This window comes from Prescottella equi (assembly GCF_002094305.1).
GTDB lineage: Bacteria > Actinomycetota > Actinomycetes > Mycobacteriales > Mycobacteriaceae > Prescottella > Prescottella equi.
In genome coordinates this window covers 25426-39483 of record NZ_LWTX01000007.1, presented here as the reverse complement: position 1 = coordinate 39483, position 14058 = coordinate 25426, and the positions used below count along the sequence as shown (strand labels likewise).

The window sequence follows — 14058 nt, the reverse complement described above, 5'->3', positions numbered from 1 at the left end:
AAACGATTACCGGATGTGGCGGCAATCCAGACCAGAACGTACGCATCGAGCGTCTTGACGCAATGCGCATCACTCCGTCATCGTGGGAGGCGTCACGGAAAACGATTTCAGTTCGTGATGCAGTAGCTCTATCCGACCGAGAGGCCGTCCCGATGTCCCAGACGCGACCGTCACAGCGCCCGCACGTGTCCGACCGTGCGTCACCGTCGGTGTCGCCGGAAGTCGTCGTCGTGGGGTCCGTCAACGTCGACACCGTCATCCGGGTCCCGCGGTTGCCTGCGCCCGGTGAAACGGTGTTGGGGATCGGCGCCGCCGAGCACGTCGGCGGGAAGGGTTCGAATCAGGCGGTGGCCGCCGCGCGCCTCGGTCGACGCGTGGGGCTCGTGGGTGCGGTCGGCGACGACGCCGACGGGCGCGCGGTGCGAGAAGCGTTGGGGGCCGAGGGCATCGACCTGGTGGGGCTCGGCGAACGATCGGGTGCCCGGACCGGCGCCGCCGTCGTCCAGGTGGACGACTCCGGCGAGAACTGCATCACGGTGCTCGCCGGCGCCAACGGTGATCTCGACGCCGCCGCGGTGCGGACGGCCGCCGACGACCTGCGGCGGGCGCTGGTGACCGTGGTCCAACTCGAGATCCCCGACGCCGCCGTCGCGGAAGCGATCGCGCTCGCGGGTGGCACCGTCGTCCTCAACCCGTCGCCCGCGCGACCGGTCGCAGCCGACGTGCTCGGCCGTGTCGACGTCCTCATCGTCAACCGCTCGGAACTGGCGTTGCTCGCGGGGGAGGCCGAACCGGCGACGTCGGTGCAGGCGGCGCGGATGGCGGGCCGGCTCTCCGGACCAGCGGCCGTCGTGGTCACCCTCGGCTCCGACGGCGCGGTGCTGGTGCGGGGCGGCGCGGTCACCGAGGTACCGGCGGTTCCCGTCGAGCGGGTCGTCGATCCGACCGGGGCCGGTGACACGTTCACCGGTGCTCTCGCGGATGCGCTGGTGCGCGGCGAGGCGCTCGACGACGCCGTGCGCTGGGCGGTGGAGGCCGCCGCGATCGCCGTCACGGCGGCGGGGGCGCAGTCGGCGATGCCCACCCGCGAACAGGTTCTCGCGGCGCGAGCGGGGAGCCGGTCGTGAGCGGCGCGCGGCCGGGACGGCTGGAACTGGACGGTGTCTCCAAGCTGTACCCCGGTGTGCGAGCTCTCGATTCGGTGGACTTCGATGTGCGCGGCGGTGAGGTGCACGTCCTGCTCGGCGAGAACGGCGCCGGCAAGTCCACGCTGATCAAGATGATGGCCGGCGTGCATCAGCCCGACACCGGCGAGATCCGGGTGGACGGCGCCGCCGTGCGGTTGCGCGGGCCCGGCGACGCGGAGGCGCTGGGCATCTCGACGATCCATCAGGAGATGGCACTCGTGCCGCATCTGACGGTGGCCGAGAACATCTTCCTCGGCCGGCCTCCACGCCGATTCGGGCTGGTCGACACCCGCGCGATGCGTCGCCAGGCTCGGGAATTGCTCGATCGCACCGGACTCGATCTGGACGTGGACGCCACTGTCGGCGACCTCGGTGTGGCCCGACGTCAGATGGTCGAGATCGCGAAAGCCCTCAGCATCGACACCCGCTTCCTGATCATGGACGAGCCCACCGCGGTGCTGAGCCGAGGCGAGGTCACCGCGCTGTTCGACATCGTGCGCAGCCTCACCGACCGCGGCGTCGGCGTGGTGTTCATCTCGCACCTGCTCGGCGAGGTCGCCGAGATCGGGGACCGCGTCTCGGTGCTGCGCGACGGCGCGAAGGTGGGGGAGGTCCCTGCCGACACGGATGTCGACGAACTGGTGCGGCTCATGGTCGGCCGCTCGATCGAGCAGCAGTATCCGCCGCGCCGCAACGAGATCGGCGACGTCGTGCTCGAGGTGCGCGGTCTCGGCCGGGACGGGGAATTCGACGGCGTCGACCTCACCGTGCGCGCCGGAGAGGTCGTCGGCATCGGCGGCCTGGTCGGCGCCGGCCGCACCGAGGTGGTGCGGGCGATCTTCGGCGCCGACCGGTACGACCGCGGCGAGGTGCTCGTCGACGGCCGGCCGGTGCGCCGCGGCGACGTCGTCGCCGCGCACGAGGCCGGTCTCGCGCTGGTGCCGGAGGACCGTGCGGGCCAGGGACTGGTACTCGGCGCGTCGGTGGAGGAGAACCTCGGACTCGCCACGCTCGGCGACCGAACCCGGCTCGGACTGGTCGACCTGAACGATCAGGCGGCGAAGGCGCGGACCGCCGTGCAGCGGATGGGGATCCGCGTGTACGGCCCCGAACAGCCGGCAGTAACCCTGTCCGGCGGCAACCAGCAGAAGATCGTCATCGGCAAGTGGCTGATGGCCAAGCCGCGGGTACTGATCCTCGACGAACCCACCCGCGGCATCGATGTCGGTGCCCGCGCGGAGATCTACGAACTGATCGCCGAACTGACCGCCGACGGCACCGCCGTGGTGGTCGTGTCGAGCGATCTACCCGAACTGCTCGGGCTCAGCGACCGTGTGCTCGTGATGGCGGACGGCCGAGTCCGCGGCGAGCTGGACGGTACCCAGGCAACCCAGGAGAGCGTCATGGCTCTCGCGGTCACGGAAGGATGAGGGCGGTGCCCGAGAACAACACCGATCCCGCACGCGCGGGAACGTCGGCGGCGGGCGAGCCGCCCCCATCCTCCCGGGGAGCGCTGTGGCGGTGGGTGACGTCAGTGCGCGGCACGGGTGGCCCGCTCGCGGCCCTCGTCGCCCTGGTGGTGCTGCTGGCGCTGCTGTCGGGGGACTTCCTCACCACGAACAACCTCCTCAATGTCGGCGTGCAGGCGTCGGTGACGGCGGTGCTCGCCTTCGGTATGACGTTCGTGATCGTCAGCGGTGGCATCGACCTGTCGGTGGGTTCGATCGCGGGGCTGTCGGGCATCGTCACCGGCTGGACCGCGACGACCGCAGGCGTGCCGATGTGGCTGGCGGTGCTCGCCGGTATGGCCTCGGGCGTCCTGGCGGGGGTGGTTTCGGGCATCCTCATCACGGCCGGGCGGATGCCCCCCTTCATCGCGACACTCGCGATGCTGTCCGTCGCGCGTGGTCTCGCGTTGGTGATCGCCGACGGACGGCCGATCCCCGTGGACGGCTGGCTGGCCACCCTCGGCAGCGGTGAGTTGTTCGGCTTCCTGCCGTATCCCGTGTTGGTGTTGATCGCCGCCGCGATCGCCACCGGCCTGATCCTGCGCCGCACCTACCCAGGTCGCGCGATGTATGCGATCGGCGGCAACGCCGAGGCCGCGCGTTTGTCCGGGATCCGGGTGAACCGGCAGCAGGTGCTGGTCTACGCGCTGTCGGGGCTGTTCGCGGCGGTCGCCGGCATTCTGCTCGCGGCCCGGCTGGCGTCGGCGCAGCCCGAGGCGGGCACCGGCTACGAACTCGACGCGATCGCGGCCGTGGTGATCGGCGGCGCGAGCCTGTCCGGTGGCGTCGGCACCGCTGTCGGCACCCTGATCGGCGCGCTGATCCTGGCGATCCTGCGCAACGGACTCAACCTGCTCGACGTCTCCGCATTCTGGCAGCAGGTCGTGATCGGTGCCGTCATCGCCGCGGCGGTCCTGTTCGACACGCTGCGACGGCGCCGCCGCACCGGCGGCAAGGGCGGCGGACCGCTGAAGAGTCCGGCGGTGCGCAAGGCCGGTGCCGCGGTGCTGGTGCTCGTCGTGATCGCGGCGGGGTGGGCGATCGTCGACCGCCAGCGCAGTGGCGGCGCGTCCGGCACCCGGATCGCGCTGTCGTTGTCGACGCTGAACAACCCGTTCTTCGTCGACGTCCGCGAGGGTGCGCAGGAGGAGGCGGACCGACTCGGCGTGAAACTGACCGTCACCGACGCTGGTTCCGATCCGTCCCGGCAGGCCAACGACATCCAGAACGCGATCGCCCGCGGTGTCGATGCGATCGTCGTGAATCCCGTCGACTCCGATGCCGTCGTGCCGTCCGTCCAGGCCGCCAATGCGGCCGGCATCCCAGTGATTGCGCTCGATCGCGCGCCGAGCGGTGGCCTCGTCGTCACGACAGTGGCCTCCGACAACGTCGAGGGTGGACGACTGGCCGCCAGGCAGTTGGCCGAGTTGGTCGGCACCGGCCCCGTCGCGGTGCTCGAGGGCAAGCCGGGCACGTCCGCGGCGCGCGACCGGCGGACCGGATTCGACGAGGAGATCGCGCGGCATCCGGGCATCACGGTGGTCGCGTCGCAGCCCGCCGACTTCGACCGCACCAAGGCGCTCGACGTGATGTCGAACGTGCTGCAGTCGAACCCGGACATCCGCGGGGTGTTCGCCGCCAACGACGAGATGGCGCTCGGCGCGGTCAAGGCGCTCGGCCCCCGCGCCGGCGGTCAGATCAAGATCGTCGGTTTCGACGGCACGCCGGACGGATTGGCCGCAGTCGAGGCGGGCACCGTGAACGCCGATGTGGCCCAGCAGCCGACGGTGCTCGGCGTCGATGCCATACGACTGTCCGTCGAGACGACAGGCGACTCGGTGGTCGCGGACACGAGTGAGACCGGCGCGGTGCACAGCGTGCCGGTGCGGGTGGTCACAGCCACCGACAACTGACGATCAGCGCCGCTTCGACAGGCGCGAGAGACGTTGCCGGACAGTGGGTCTGACGGGAGTCAGATCCACCGTCCGGCGACTGTCCGTGTCTGCGGCAGCGCGGGCGAACCGCGTGTGCAGCCGGTCTCGCACCTCGTCGGGGGTGTAGGCGCGGCGCTGTCGTTCGGCGCGCATCGCGAGCGCTCCCGTTGCGGCGACACCCACCGCGCCCGCCAGCCCGAGTGCCTTCCACAGATGCCTGCCGTCGATGCGCATCGCTCTAGGCTAGGCGGATGATTCGGCAGACGCACTCATCGGAGATCACCCTCGACGAGGCGGTCGAGGTCACTCGCACGGGAGACATCTGGATTTTCCGGGGGCAGTCCGGTGCCGACCGGGCGATCCAGACACTCACCAACAGTCCTGTCAATCATGTCGGCATGTCCGTCGTGCTCGACGATCTGCCGCCCCTCATGTGGCACGCCGAACTGGGGCGGTCCCTGCCGGACATGTGGACCGGCAAGTTCCAGCGCGGCGTCCAGCTACACGATCTGCGCGCGGCGGTGCAGGTGTGGGGCGCGCGCTACGGCCAGCGCGGATGGCTGCGCCAGCTGGCGAAGCCGGTGACCGGTGAGCAGGAGGACGCGTTGCTGCGCACCATCGCGCGCCTCGACGGCACTCCGTTCCCGTCCTCCGTGCGTCTCGCGTCGCGCTGGTTCGGTGGCCGGATGCCGTCCCTGCGGCGACGGGCGAGCAGCCCGCACAGCGCGGGCCTCGAGAGCGCCTACTGCGCCGAGGTGGTCGCGTCGACGTACGCGGCGATGGGCTTGCTGACCGAGGACCGGCGCACCAACTGGTACGACCCCGGACGGTTCTGGAGTGGCGACCGGCTGCCGCTGGCTCCGGGCGTCGAGTTGGGTGCGGAGATCGCGGTTCTGCTCGATGCGGAGGATCTCGCCGCAGGGCAGCGCGCGGCGCGTTCGGGCGCCGTTGACCAGTGACCTGGATCTCCTGATCCGCGTGTCGATCATCACATAACGACTGGATTACGACCGGTCTGTCGACTTGCCGACACGCCGAACGCAACTGCGGCAACGGGCCGTGTAGGGGCCTGTTTCCGGACGCGCGTACCGGAATTGCGGGCCGTGACCTTTCCGTGACGGTGCCCTACGGTCGTTATCGGTTCGAGACCAACGGACCACGCCGGATCGCCGCTGCACGAACCTGTCCCCGCGATCCGGACACCCGATTCTTCGAGGGGGCAGCGGTGAAACGGACACGAGTCCGCCCGACAACGTCGGTGCGCGAACGCCGTCTCGCCGGCAGGAGCGGAGAGGATCTACCCGAATGACCAGCTTCACCATCAAGCGCGCCATGGGCGCAGTCGTTGCCACCGGCGCTGTCGTCGCGATCCCGTTGGCGCTCGGAACCGGCACCGCGTCTGCGGCGGGCAGCCATGACTGGTCCGGCGTCGCCGAGTGTGAGTCGTCCGGCAACTGGTCGGCCAACACCGGCAACGGCTACTACGGCGGCCTGCAGTTCTCGCAGAGCACCTGGGAGGCCTACGGCGGCACCGGCAGCGCCAGCAACGCGAGCCAGGCCGAGCAGATCCGCGTCGCCGAGAACGTCCTCGACGGCCAGGGTGTCGGGGCGTGGCCGGTGTGTGGCCAGTACCTCACGGGCGGCAGCACCGCGACCGGCTCGGTCGAGTCGATCGCACAGGAGGCTCCGGCCCAGGTGACCGCGCCGGCTCCCGTCCAGCAGCAGGTCGCCGAGTGGGCCCAGACGGTTCCCGCCGGTGTCGGCAACTACGTCGTCCAGCTGGGCGACACGCTGTCCCAGATCGCGCAGAACCACGGCGTCTCGCTCGCGAACCTCGTCGCGCAGGTCCAGAACCCGGACCTGATCTTCCCCGGACAGACCCTGTCCATCTGATCGGCCCCCGCGCCGCACGAACTCACAGCCCCGCCGGTATCCCCCTCCCGGCGGGGCTGTGTCGCATCCGAAGCCGCGACGCCGTAACGATCGGTCGGTCCTCCGCGACGGTAGGGACACCGATGCTGTCAACCGCCAAGGAGTTCTCGTGACGCGATCTCTTCGTACTGTTCGACGCACGGCCGCGGTGCTGGGCGTGGTGGCGGCACCGCTGGCCTTCGCCGCCTCGTTCGGGGTCGCGTCCGCAGAGGCGACGCCGTGGCGGATCGGACCCCTGTATCGCGCAGAGACGTCCGGCGAGAGCGCCGAGTACGTGTGCAACAAGGCGCTCGCGATGGAGAAGTCCTCGCGGGCGGTCGTCCTCGAACCCTGCACCTACGATGCCGCTCAGGACGTCTGGTACCGAGTGGTCTTCGCTCCCGGCGCCCTCGGCTTCAGCAGCAGCAGCTGATCCGCCGCCCGGCGTCTCGGCATGGGTGCGTCTCGAGAGGGTAAGGCGATAGGTCCTACTACACTGATAGGCATGGCTGATGGGACCTATCAACCGACACTGTCACAGCTGCGTGCCTTCGTCGCGGTGGCCGAGTATCGCCACTTCGGTACCGCCGCCGCGCGGTTGAGCGTGAGTCAGCCGACGCTGTCCCAGTCGCTGGCCTCGCTCGAGAACGGTCTGGGCGTGCAGTTGATCGAACGGAGCACCCGGCGGGTCCTGGTCACCTCGGCCGGTGAGCAGCTGCTGGCGCAGGCCAAGTTGATCCTCGATGCCGCGGACGGGTTCGTCGCGGCGGCCGCCGGTGTGGGCGACAGTCTCGTCGGGCCGTTGCGTATCGGTCTGATCCCGACCGTCGCGCCGTACGTGCTCCCGGCGCTGCTGCCCGCGGTCCGCCGCGAGATGCCGGCCCTCGTGCCCCAGGTCGTGGAGGACCAGACCGCAAGGCTGCTCGAATCCCTGCGTGCCGGCGCCATCGATGTCGCCGTCCTCGCCCTGCCATCGGAGGCGCCCGGCCTGATCGAGATTCCGCTCTACCGCGAGGACTTCGTGGTCGTCCTTCCGCGGGATCACGTCTTCGCGGGCCGCGACGACCTGCCTCTCCAGGTTTTGGACGAATTGCCGCTCCTGCTGCTGGACGAGGGCCACTGCCTGCGCGACCAGACATTGGATCTGTGCCGCTCGGTCGACGCCCACCCCCTGTCCGGGGACACCCGCGCTACCTCGCTGGCAACCGTCGTGCAGTGCGTCGCCGGGGGATTGGGCGTGACCCTCGTCCCGGACTCCGCGGTGCCGGTCGAGACGCGCCGCGGCGATCTGGGCACCGCGCGCTTCGCCGCACCCGCGCCGGGGCGGACGGTGGGACTCGTCTTCCGGGCCTCGAGCGGTCGAGCCGAGGGTTACCGGCAACTGGCCGGGCTGTTGCGGGCCGCGGCGCCGGCCGGCGTCACCGTGGCCGCCTGAGACGGCCGAGGCGTTTCAGCGCCGCTTGCGTCCGCCGGGCTTGGCCTTGCTGCCGGGCTTACCGCGACGCGAGTCCTGGGCGCGCGCCTTGCCCGACGTGGCCGGCTGTTGCTTCGCTGCGCGCGGTTGAGCTGATCGCGGCGCCTTGGACTTGGTCTTCGGAGTCTCGTGCGGATTGCGTCCACGCGAGCTGTTGGCCGTGCGTCCGCGCACGATGCCGATGAACTCCTCGACCAAGTCGGTCGTGCGATCCTCCACCCACGACAACGCGACCTGCGAGGCGGGACCGTGCGCGATCGGGCGGTAGGTCAGATCCTTGCGATGGTGTAGTCGGGCGAGCGACATCGGCACCGTCACGACGCCGACGCCGGCGGCGACCAGTTCGATCGCGTCACCCGTCGTGGCTGGGCGATCCTGTGCCGGGTTTCCCGGCAGCGCGTCCCACGCCAACGGGGTGTCGAGGGGATCGAGCACGAGTTCCTCGGCGAGGTCGGTGAGGTCGACCTCTTCCGCGGCCGTGAACACGTGGTCCTTGGGGATCACCACGACCGGCACCTCTTCGTAGAGGGCGATGACGCTCAGCCCGTCCCGGTCGATCGGTAGTCGTAGCAGGGCCGCGTCGGCGCGATCCTCGCGCAGGGCTGTCGTGGCGTCGGCAGCATCGACCGCCACCAGTTCGAGCGGGGTGTCGGTCACGCGTTCTCCCCAGATCCGAACCCATTTCGCGGGGACGACACCGGGGACGTACGCGAGCCGGAACGGTCGGGATGCAGTCGCCTCGGTCACCGGGCAAGGCTACCCGGCCGATCTCGGGAGCCACCCGTGCAGCCGCGTCATGCGTGGTCGATACCCTTGACACATGACGTCGCAGAAGACCCCCCAGACGATGAAGCCCGCGACCGCGGCGAAGAAGCTGGGTGTGTACCTCCAGGCCACCCCCGCAGAGTTCCAGGACGGTGTGGTGACCCGCGACGAACTCAACGCGTGGCAGGCCGACGCGCCGGAGTGGCTCGTGACCCTGCGCAAGGAGGGTCCCCACCCCAAGGATGTCGTCGCCGCCAAGCTGGGTGTCTCCATCGCCGGGCTCGCTCGCGGCGGTGTCGACGGAGCGCTCACCACCGCGCAGATCGAAGCGCTGCTCGCCGAACAGCCCGACTGGCTCGTCGCCGAGCGCGCCAATCTGGTGGCAGTCCGCAAGGAGGAGAAGCGCATTCGCGAGCAGCAGGCCGCCAAGCGTGAACAGTCCAACCGTCGTCCGCGTAACGCCGGGCCGTTCAAGCCGTCCGAGTGACGAGGTGGCCCGGCCGGTAGACGCTGCGCTCCGGCCGGGTCAGCGCGGACTGTAGGTGAGGCACCGCGCCGCGTGGTCGCCGGAGCCGCCGCCCACCCGGATCTCGCTGGCGGCGCACTCGAGGTCTCGGTTGTGCTTGCAGTCGGCGCGTTGGCACGCCCCGACCATGCTCGTCACGGTGTCCAATCCACCCTTGGTGGACAGCGGAATGAAGGTCTCACAGTCGGCGCTGCCGTTGCTGCCCGCGACGTTGATCGCGAAGGCGTGGCAGCCGTCGTGGTTGTAGGAGCAGTCGGTCACCGAACAGTCGGTGACGTGGGGCATCTCCATTGTGGTCATGTGGCCCTCCGGACATCTCGACGGTTGTCCTCGTGCCACCTCACGGTAGCCGCGCCATGACGGCCTGACCAGCAAGGATGGGCTGCCCTAAGCGGTCTGGTGGCGCTCGGGCGCCCGCTGCCACTGCGCGCGCAGCGAACGCTCGCGGCCGAGGAACCGCAGCTGCGCCACCACGCCCGCGACGGCGAGCAGGAGGTAGAAGGCGTACCACCACCAATCGTCGTCGATGGTGCGGGTGATCGATGCATGACCGAAGTCGGCGGCGTCGAGCACGCCGGTGAGAAGCATCGCTCCTCCGACGATCGCGACGGCGCCACCGAGTGCGCTGACGATCACCAGCAGCATCGCCGGCAGATCCACCGCCAGGGCGAGTACCGCCAGAGCGATGCCGATCAGGACGCCGACGAGCACGATCACCCAGTTCCACGTCACTCCCAGCGCCACCGTCGCGCCCGCGCCGAGTGCGAATCCGGCCGACGCCATCGCGAGGACCACGGCCACCGCGTAGTAGAGGTACGCGAGAACCGCGAACAGGATCGCGACCAGGACGCCGACGACCCACCCCAGCGCGGTCGACAGGTAGCTGTCACCACCGATCGCGGCCACCAGAGCCGCACCGAGACCGAAGCCGGCGAAGGCGCCCCAGAACGCGATGACGATGCGCATCGCGGGAAGCCCGCGGAAGCAGAAGACGGCTCCGGCCAATACTGCGAGGATGCCCAGCACGACGTCGGTCATGCCGTGACCGTAGCCCGACGCGGTCCGTTTTCGTTGAAGCCGGCGGGCAACACGCGGGGGCGCGGGGGGCGAATCAGCCCTCGGACACCTCGAATTCGTCGAAGACGACCTCGCCGGCCGCGTCGGACTCCGCCAGGTTGACCTCTCCGAGCAGCGCCCACCCGTGGTCGCCGTTCGGGTCCTCGAGGACCTGTCGGACCCGCCACAGCGTCGGCTCGACGGTGACCTGGAACAACAGCGGGCCGCGCGCGGACGGGCCGGTCCCGATCTCGTCGTACTCGTCGAAGTACAACTCGAGCAGATCTGCCCAGTCGTCGGCGTCGAGGCCGTCACCGAGTGCAGCGAGCTCGTCCCAGCGCTGCCGGGACGCCAACTCGACACGGCGGAACATCGCGTTGCGCACCATCACCTTGAACGCACGGGCGTTCGCCGTGATCGGCCGCGGGATGTCCGCGCCGAACGCCACCTGTTGATCGTCGGACTCGGCGCCGGGGTTGGTGAGCTGTTCCCACTCGTCGAGCAGACTCGAATCGACCTGGCGGATGAGCTCACCGAGCCACTCGGTGAGATCCTCGAGCTCCTCGGTTCGGGCCTCCGCCGGAACCGTCTGCCGCAGAGCCCGATACGCGTCGGCGAGGTAACGCAGCACGAGGCCTTCGGAACGTGCGAGGCCGTAGTGGCTGACGAGTTCGGCGAACGTCATCGACCGCTCGACCATGTCGCGAACCACGGACTTGGGGGAGAGGGCGAACTCGTTCATCCACGGATGCCCGGCGCGGTAGGTTTCGAACGCCGGGAAGAGGATGTCGGCCAACGGCTTCGGCCACGTGATCTCCTCGAGGAGTTCCATCCGCTCCTCGTACTCGATACCGTCCGCCTTCATCTCGGCCACAGCCTCGCCGCGCGCCGCATGCTGCTGCGCCATGAGGATCTGTCGAGGGTCGTCGAGGGTGGACTCGATCACCGACACGACGTCGAGTGCGTAGCCGGGCGATTCGGGATCGAGCAGCTCGAGCGAGGCGAGTGCGAACGGTGACAGCGGCTGGTTGAGCGCGAAGTCGCGCTGCAGGTCCACCGTCAGCCGGGCCATGCGCCCGTACTCGTCCGGCTCGTCGAGCTGCTGCACGATTCCCGCCTGCAGCAGGCCGCGGTACAGGCGGATCGCCTTGAGAATGTGCCTGCGCTGCGCGGGCCGCGGCTCGTGGTTGTCCTCGAGCAGGTGACGCATCGCCTGGAAGCAGTTGCCCGGGCGGGCGATCACGTTGAGCAGCATCGAATTGCTCACCGAGAACCTGGAGACCAGCGGCTCGGGGGAGGCTGCGACCAGCTTGTCGAACGTGCCCTCACCCCACGAGACGAAACCCTCGGGCGCCTTCTTGCGCTGGACCTTCCGGCGCTTCTTCGGATCGTCGCCCGCCTTGGCGAGCGCCCGCACGTTCTCGATCTCGTGCTCGGGCGCCTGCACGACGACAGTGCCCATCGTGTCGTAGCCGGCCCGTCCCGCGCGTCCGGCGATCTGGTGGAACTCGCGGGCCCGCAGCTGGCGGGTGCGGGTGCCGTCGAACTTCGTCAGGCCCGTCAGCAGGACTGTACGGATCGGGACGTTGATGCCGACGCCGAGTGTGTCGGTGCCGCAGATGACCTTGAGCAGGCCGTCCTGTGCGAGGCGTTCGATGAGCCGGCGGTACTTGGGCAGCATGCCGGCGTGGTGGACCCCGATACCGTGACGGACCAAGCGCGACAGGGTCTTTCCGAAGCCCGTGGTGAACCGGAAGGCGCCGATGGCCTCGGCGATCGCGTCCTTTTCGGCACGGCTGCACAGATTGACGCTGGTCAGCGCCTGCGCGCGTTCGAGTGCCGCGGCCTGGGTGAAGTGCACGACGTACACCGGGGCCTGGTGGGTGGTGACGAGTTCCTCGATCTCCTCGCCGATCGGGGTCTGCGAGTACGAGAAATGCAGCGGCACCGGACGTTCGGAGCCGGACACCTCGGTCGTCGGACGTCCGGTCCGGCGGGTGAGGTCCTCCCGCAGGTGCGTGACGTCGCCGAGCGTCGCCGACATCAGCAGGAACTGGGCCTGCGGCAACTCGATCAGCGGCACCTGCCAGGCCCAGCCTCGGTCCGGCTCGGAATAGAAGTGGAACTCGTCCATCACGACCTGGCCGATGTCGGAGCCGGCACCCTCGCGCAACGCGAGATTCGCGACGATCTCGGCGGTGGCGCAGATGATCGGCGCCGACGAGTTCACCGACGCGTCACCGGTCATCATCCCGACCTTGTCGGCACCGAACACCTCGCACAACGCGAAGAACTTCTCGCTCACCAGCGCCTTGATGGGTGCGGTGTAGAACGTGCGACGACCTTCGGCGAGCGCGAAGAAGTGGGCGCCGAGTGCCACCATGGACTTGCCCGAACCCGTCGGCGTCGCCAGGATCACGTTCGCCCCGGAGACCAGCTCCATGAGCGCTTCCTCCTGCGCCGGGTACAGCTGCAGGCCACGATCGTTCGTCCACGAGGTGAACGCGTCGAACAGGGCGTCGGGATCGACGTCGGAAGGATCGACGGTGGCGGGAAGCAGATCGGTTAGCAGCACCGTTACAGGCTAGAGCCTCGTAGGGACACCCGGGCGAGGCGGGCAATCCGGGCCCGCGGGCGGCGTGCGGCGATCAGGTGGCGCTGCGCTCGTCGGACCCCATCGCGTCGAGCACTGCCATCCGCGTCTCGGGGGCGCCGGTGATCGTGGACTCGCCCACTCCGTTCGTCAGCAGAGCGCGCCACCGGTCCTCGTCGAACTCGAGCGCCGACGTCGATTCCAGGAAGCCCTCGAGGACGTCGAGGAAGCGAATCGGGTCGTCCCGGAACGGGAAGTGACCGGAATCCTCGAACACGTCCAGCCGCGAACCCGGCATCGCGGAATGCGCGAGACGCGCGTGACTGACCGGGATGACCGAGTCCCGCGCACCCCAGATGAGCTGGACGGGCAGGTTCTCCGTCAGATAACAGCGGTCGAGCATCGTGACGACCTGTCCCCGCCAGTCGACGACCGATCGCAGGGTCCGCAGGTAGGCCTCGTAGGCCGTCGGGTCCGGGAGCGCGCTCAACACCCGGACCAGGTCCGGCGTGTCGTGCAGCATCGTGCCCGGGCGGAGCGGCGAGCCGTGGATGTGGGAGACCACGTCGCCGACAGCGCGGACCGCCGTCATCGCGCCCGGTAGGCGGATCAGCTTCAGTGCCTCGTTCACCACGGGCATCGTGATGAGCCGGAGCAGCGGATGGACGTCCTTGGTCACACCGCCCGCCGATACCAGCACCAGACGGTCGACCATGTGCGGAAACTGGTATGCGAACTGCATCGCGACGCCGCCGCCGAGTGAATGGCCGACGACCGTCACCTTGTCGACGTCCAGCACCGAGAGCAGATCCCGCATACCGTTCGCGTAGGCCGCGACCGAATAGTCCGCGCGCGGCTTGTCCGAGCGCCCGTGTCCGAGCAGGTCCGGGGCGATGACCGTGTACTTCTCGGCCAGGTGCGGAATGATCTCGCTCCACGTCGACGAGTTGTCGCCGATCCCGTGGATCAGGAGCAGCGCGGGACCCTCACCGGCGATGCGGAAAGCGCGCCGGTAGCCGTGGATGGTCCGGAAGACCATCCGGGGCTCGGTGTCCGGCACCGGGCGGAGCATCCGCGTTCGAGAGTCGCTCATATCGCCTCCTG

The 14058-nt window shown here is 69.5% G+C and carries 14 protein-coding genes and 1 pseudogene; 9 read left to right on the top strand and 6 right to left on the bottom strand.

Translation table 11 applies throughout. The features are described from left to right. Positions 1 to 152: 152 nt before the first annotated feature. The 4 genes and pseudogenes from A6I89_RS17160 to A6I89_RS25105 all read left to right on the top strand — a co-directional run bounded on the left by A6I89_RS17160 (position 153) and on the right by A6I89_RS25105 (position 4608). Positions 153 to 1127, top strand: coding sequence for a ribokinase (locus A6I89_RS17160; protein ID WP_022595528.1), 975 nt, complete (start codon positions 153 to 155; stop codon positions 1125 to 1127). After that, complete coding sequence (locus tag A6I89_RS17155) at positions 1124 to 2617, top strand: sugar ABC transporter ATP-binding protein (protein ID WP_013415798.1); 1494 nt, start codon at positions 1124 to 1126, stop codon at positions 2615 to 2617. The genes A6I89_RS17160 and A6I89_RS17155 overlap by 4 nt, the downstream gene beginning before the upstream one ends. Continuing rightward, positions 2614 to 3633 (top strand): annotated as a pseudogene (locus tag A6I89_RS25110) (ABC transporter permease); the annotation flags it as partial. The gene A6I89_RS17155 and the pseudogene A6I89_RS25110, both read left to right, overlap by 4 nt. Before the next feature lie 45 nt (positions 3634 to 3678). Beyond that, on the top strand, positions 3679 to 4608 hold the full coding sequence (locus tag A6I89_RS25105; protein ID WP_372489630.1) for a substrate-binding domain-containing protein: 930 nt from the start codon (positions 3679 to 3681) through the stop codon (positions 4606 to 4608). 3 nt (positions 4609 to 4611) lie between these two features. On the opposite strand, the gene A6I89_RS17145 is transcribed toward A6I89_RS25105, so the two are convergent. Beyond that, the gene (locus tag A6I89_RS17145) at positions 4612 to 4863 is read right to left on the bottom strand and encodes a hypothetical protein (protein ID WP_005513679.1); all 252 of its coding nucleotides are present in this window, start codon (positions 4861 to 4863) and stop codon (positions 4612 to 4614) included. Between the two features lie 17 nt (positions 4864 to 4880). Here A6I89_RS17145 and A6I89_RS17140 point away from each other — a divergent pair, with 17 nt between their 5' ends. From A6I89_RS17140 to A6I89_RS17125, 4 genes are all read left to right on the top strand, one after another. Further along, a complete protein-coding gene (locus tag A6I89_RS17140) occupies positions 4881 to 5588 on the top strand; it encodes a hypothetical protein (RefSeq protein WP_022595533.1) in 708 nt (235 codons plus the stop codon). A 346-nt stretch (positions 5589 to 5934) separates the two neighbouring features. Then, positions 5935 to 6522, top strand: a complete 588-nt coding sequence (locus tag A6I89_RS17135; RefSeq protein ID WP_005513675.1) for a transglycosylase family protein — start codon at positions 5935 to 5937, stop codon at positions 6520 to 6522. Positions 6523 to 6670: 148 nt separating this feature from the next. After that, positions 6671 to 6973, top strand: coding sequence for a hypothetical protein (locus A6I89_RS17130; RefSeq protein ID WP_044990896.1), 303 nt, complete (start codon positions 6671 to 6673; stop codon positions 6971 to 6973). Between the two features lie 72 nt (positions 6974 to 7045). Further along, entirely contained in the window at positions 7046 to 7975 is a 930-nt protein-coding gene (locus tag A6I89_RS17125) for a hydrogen peroxide-inducible genes activator (RefSeq protein ID WP_005513671.1), read from the top strand. Positions 7976 to 7990: 15 nt separating this feature from the next. On the opposite strand, the gene A6I89_RS17120 is transcribed toward A6I89_RS17125, so the two are convergent. Then, positions 7991 to 8761 carry a LysR substrate-binding domain-containing protein gene (locus A6I89_RS17120; protein ID WP_022595537.1) on the bottom strand — a complete coding sequence of 257 codons (771 nt, stop codon included), beginning with the start codon at positions 8759 to 8761 and terminating at the stop codon, positions 7991 to 7993. 73 nt (positions 8762 to 8834) lie between these two features. On the opposite strand from A6I89_RS17120, the gene A6I89_RS17115 reads away from it, so the two are divergent. Then, positions 8835 to 9266, top strand: coding sequence for a DUF5997 family protein (locus A6I89_RS17115; protein ID WP_022595539.1), 432 nt, complete (start codon positions 8835 to 8837; stop codon positions 9264 to 9266). A 39-nt stretch (positions 9267 to 9305) separates the two neighbouring features. On the opposite strand, the gene A6I89_RS17110 is transcribed toward A6I89_RS17115, so the two are convergent. From A6I89_RS17110 to A6I89_RS17095, 4 genes are all read right to left on the bottom strand, one after another. After that, positions 9306 to 9605: a DUF1540 domain-containing protein gene (locus tag A6I89_RS17110; RefSeq protein WP_005513666.1), complete on the bottom strand. Its 300-nt coding sequence runs from the start codon at positions 9603 to 9605 to the stop codon at positions 9306 to 9308. An 87-nt stretch (positions 9606 to 9692) separates the two neighbouring features. Continuing rightward, complete coding sequence (locus A6I89_RS17105) at positions 9693 to 10343, bottom strand: ABC-2 transporter permease (protein WP_022595542.1); 651 nt, start codon at positions 10341 to 10343, stop codon at positions 9693 to 9695. A 73-nt stretch (positions 10344 to 10416) separates the two neighbouring features. Next, complete coding sequence (locus tag A6I89_RS17100; protein WP_022595544.1) at positions 10417 to 12936, bottom strand: DEAD/DEAH box helicase; 2520 nt, start codon at positions 12934 to 12936, stop codon at positions 10417 to 10419. 73 nt (positions 12937 to 13009) lie between these two features. Next, complete coding sequence (locus A6I89_RS17095) at positions 13010 to 14047, bottom strand: alpha/beta fold hydrolase (RefSeq protein WP_022595547.1); 1038 nt, start codon at positions 14045 to 14047, stop codon at positions 13010 to 13012. Positions 14048 to 14058 lie beyond the last annotated feature (11 nt).

Excerpts from the sequence above, each read along its gene's own strand:
- A6I89_RS17140 (WP_022595533.1), top strand. The coding sequence starts at position 4,881 with ATGATTCGGCAGACGCACTCATCGGAGATCACCCTCGACGAGGCGGTC.
- A6I89_RS17135 (WP_005513675.1), top strand. The coding sequence starts at position 5,935 with ATGACCAGCTTCACCATCAAGCGCGCCATGGGCGCAGTCGTTGCCACC.
- A6I89_RS17110 (WP_005513666.1), bottom strand. The coding sequence starts at position 9,605 with ATGACCACAATGGAGATGCCCCACGTCACCGACTGTTCGGTGACCGAC.
- A6I89_RS17095 (WP_022595547.1), bottom strand. The coding sequence starts at position 14,047 with ATGAGCGACTCTCGAACGCGGATGCTCCGCCCGGTGCCGGACACCGAG.
- A6I89_RS17115 (WP_022595539.1), top strand. The coding sequence starts at position 8,835 with ATGACGTCGCAGAAGACCCCCCAGACGATGAAGCCCGCGACCGCGGCG.
- A6I89_RS17105 (WP_022595542.1), bottom strand. The coding sequence starts at position 10,343 with ATGACCGACGTCGTGCTGGGCATCCTCGCAGTATTGGCCGGAGCCGTC.
- A6I89_RS17160 (WP_022595528.1), top strand. The coding sequence starts at position 153 with ATGTCCCAGACGCGACCGTCACAGCGCCCGCACGTGTCCGACCGTGCG.
- A6I89_RS17145 (WP_005513679.1), bottom strand. The coding sequence starts at position 4,863 with ATGCGCATCGACGGCAGGCATCTGTGGAAGGCACTCGGGCTGGCGGGC.
- A6I89_RS17125 (WP_005513671.1), top strand. The coding sequence starts at position 7,046 with ATGGCTGATGGGACCTATCAACCGACACTGTCACAGCTGCGTGCCTTC.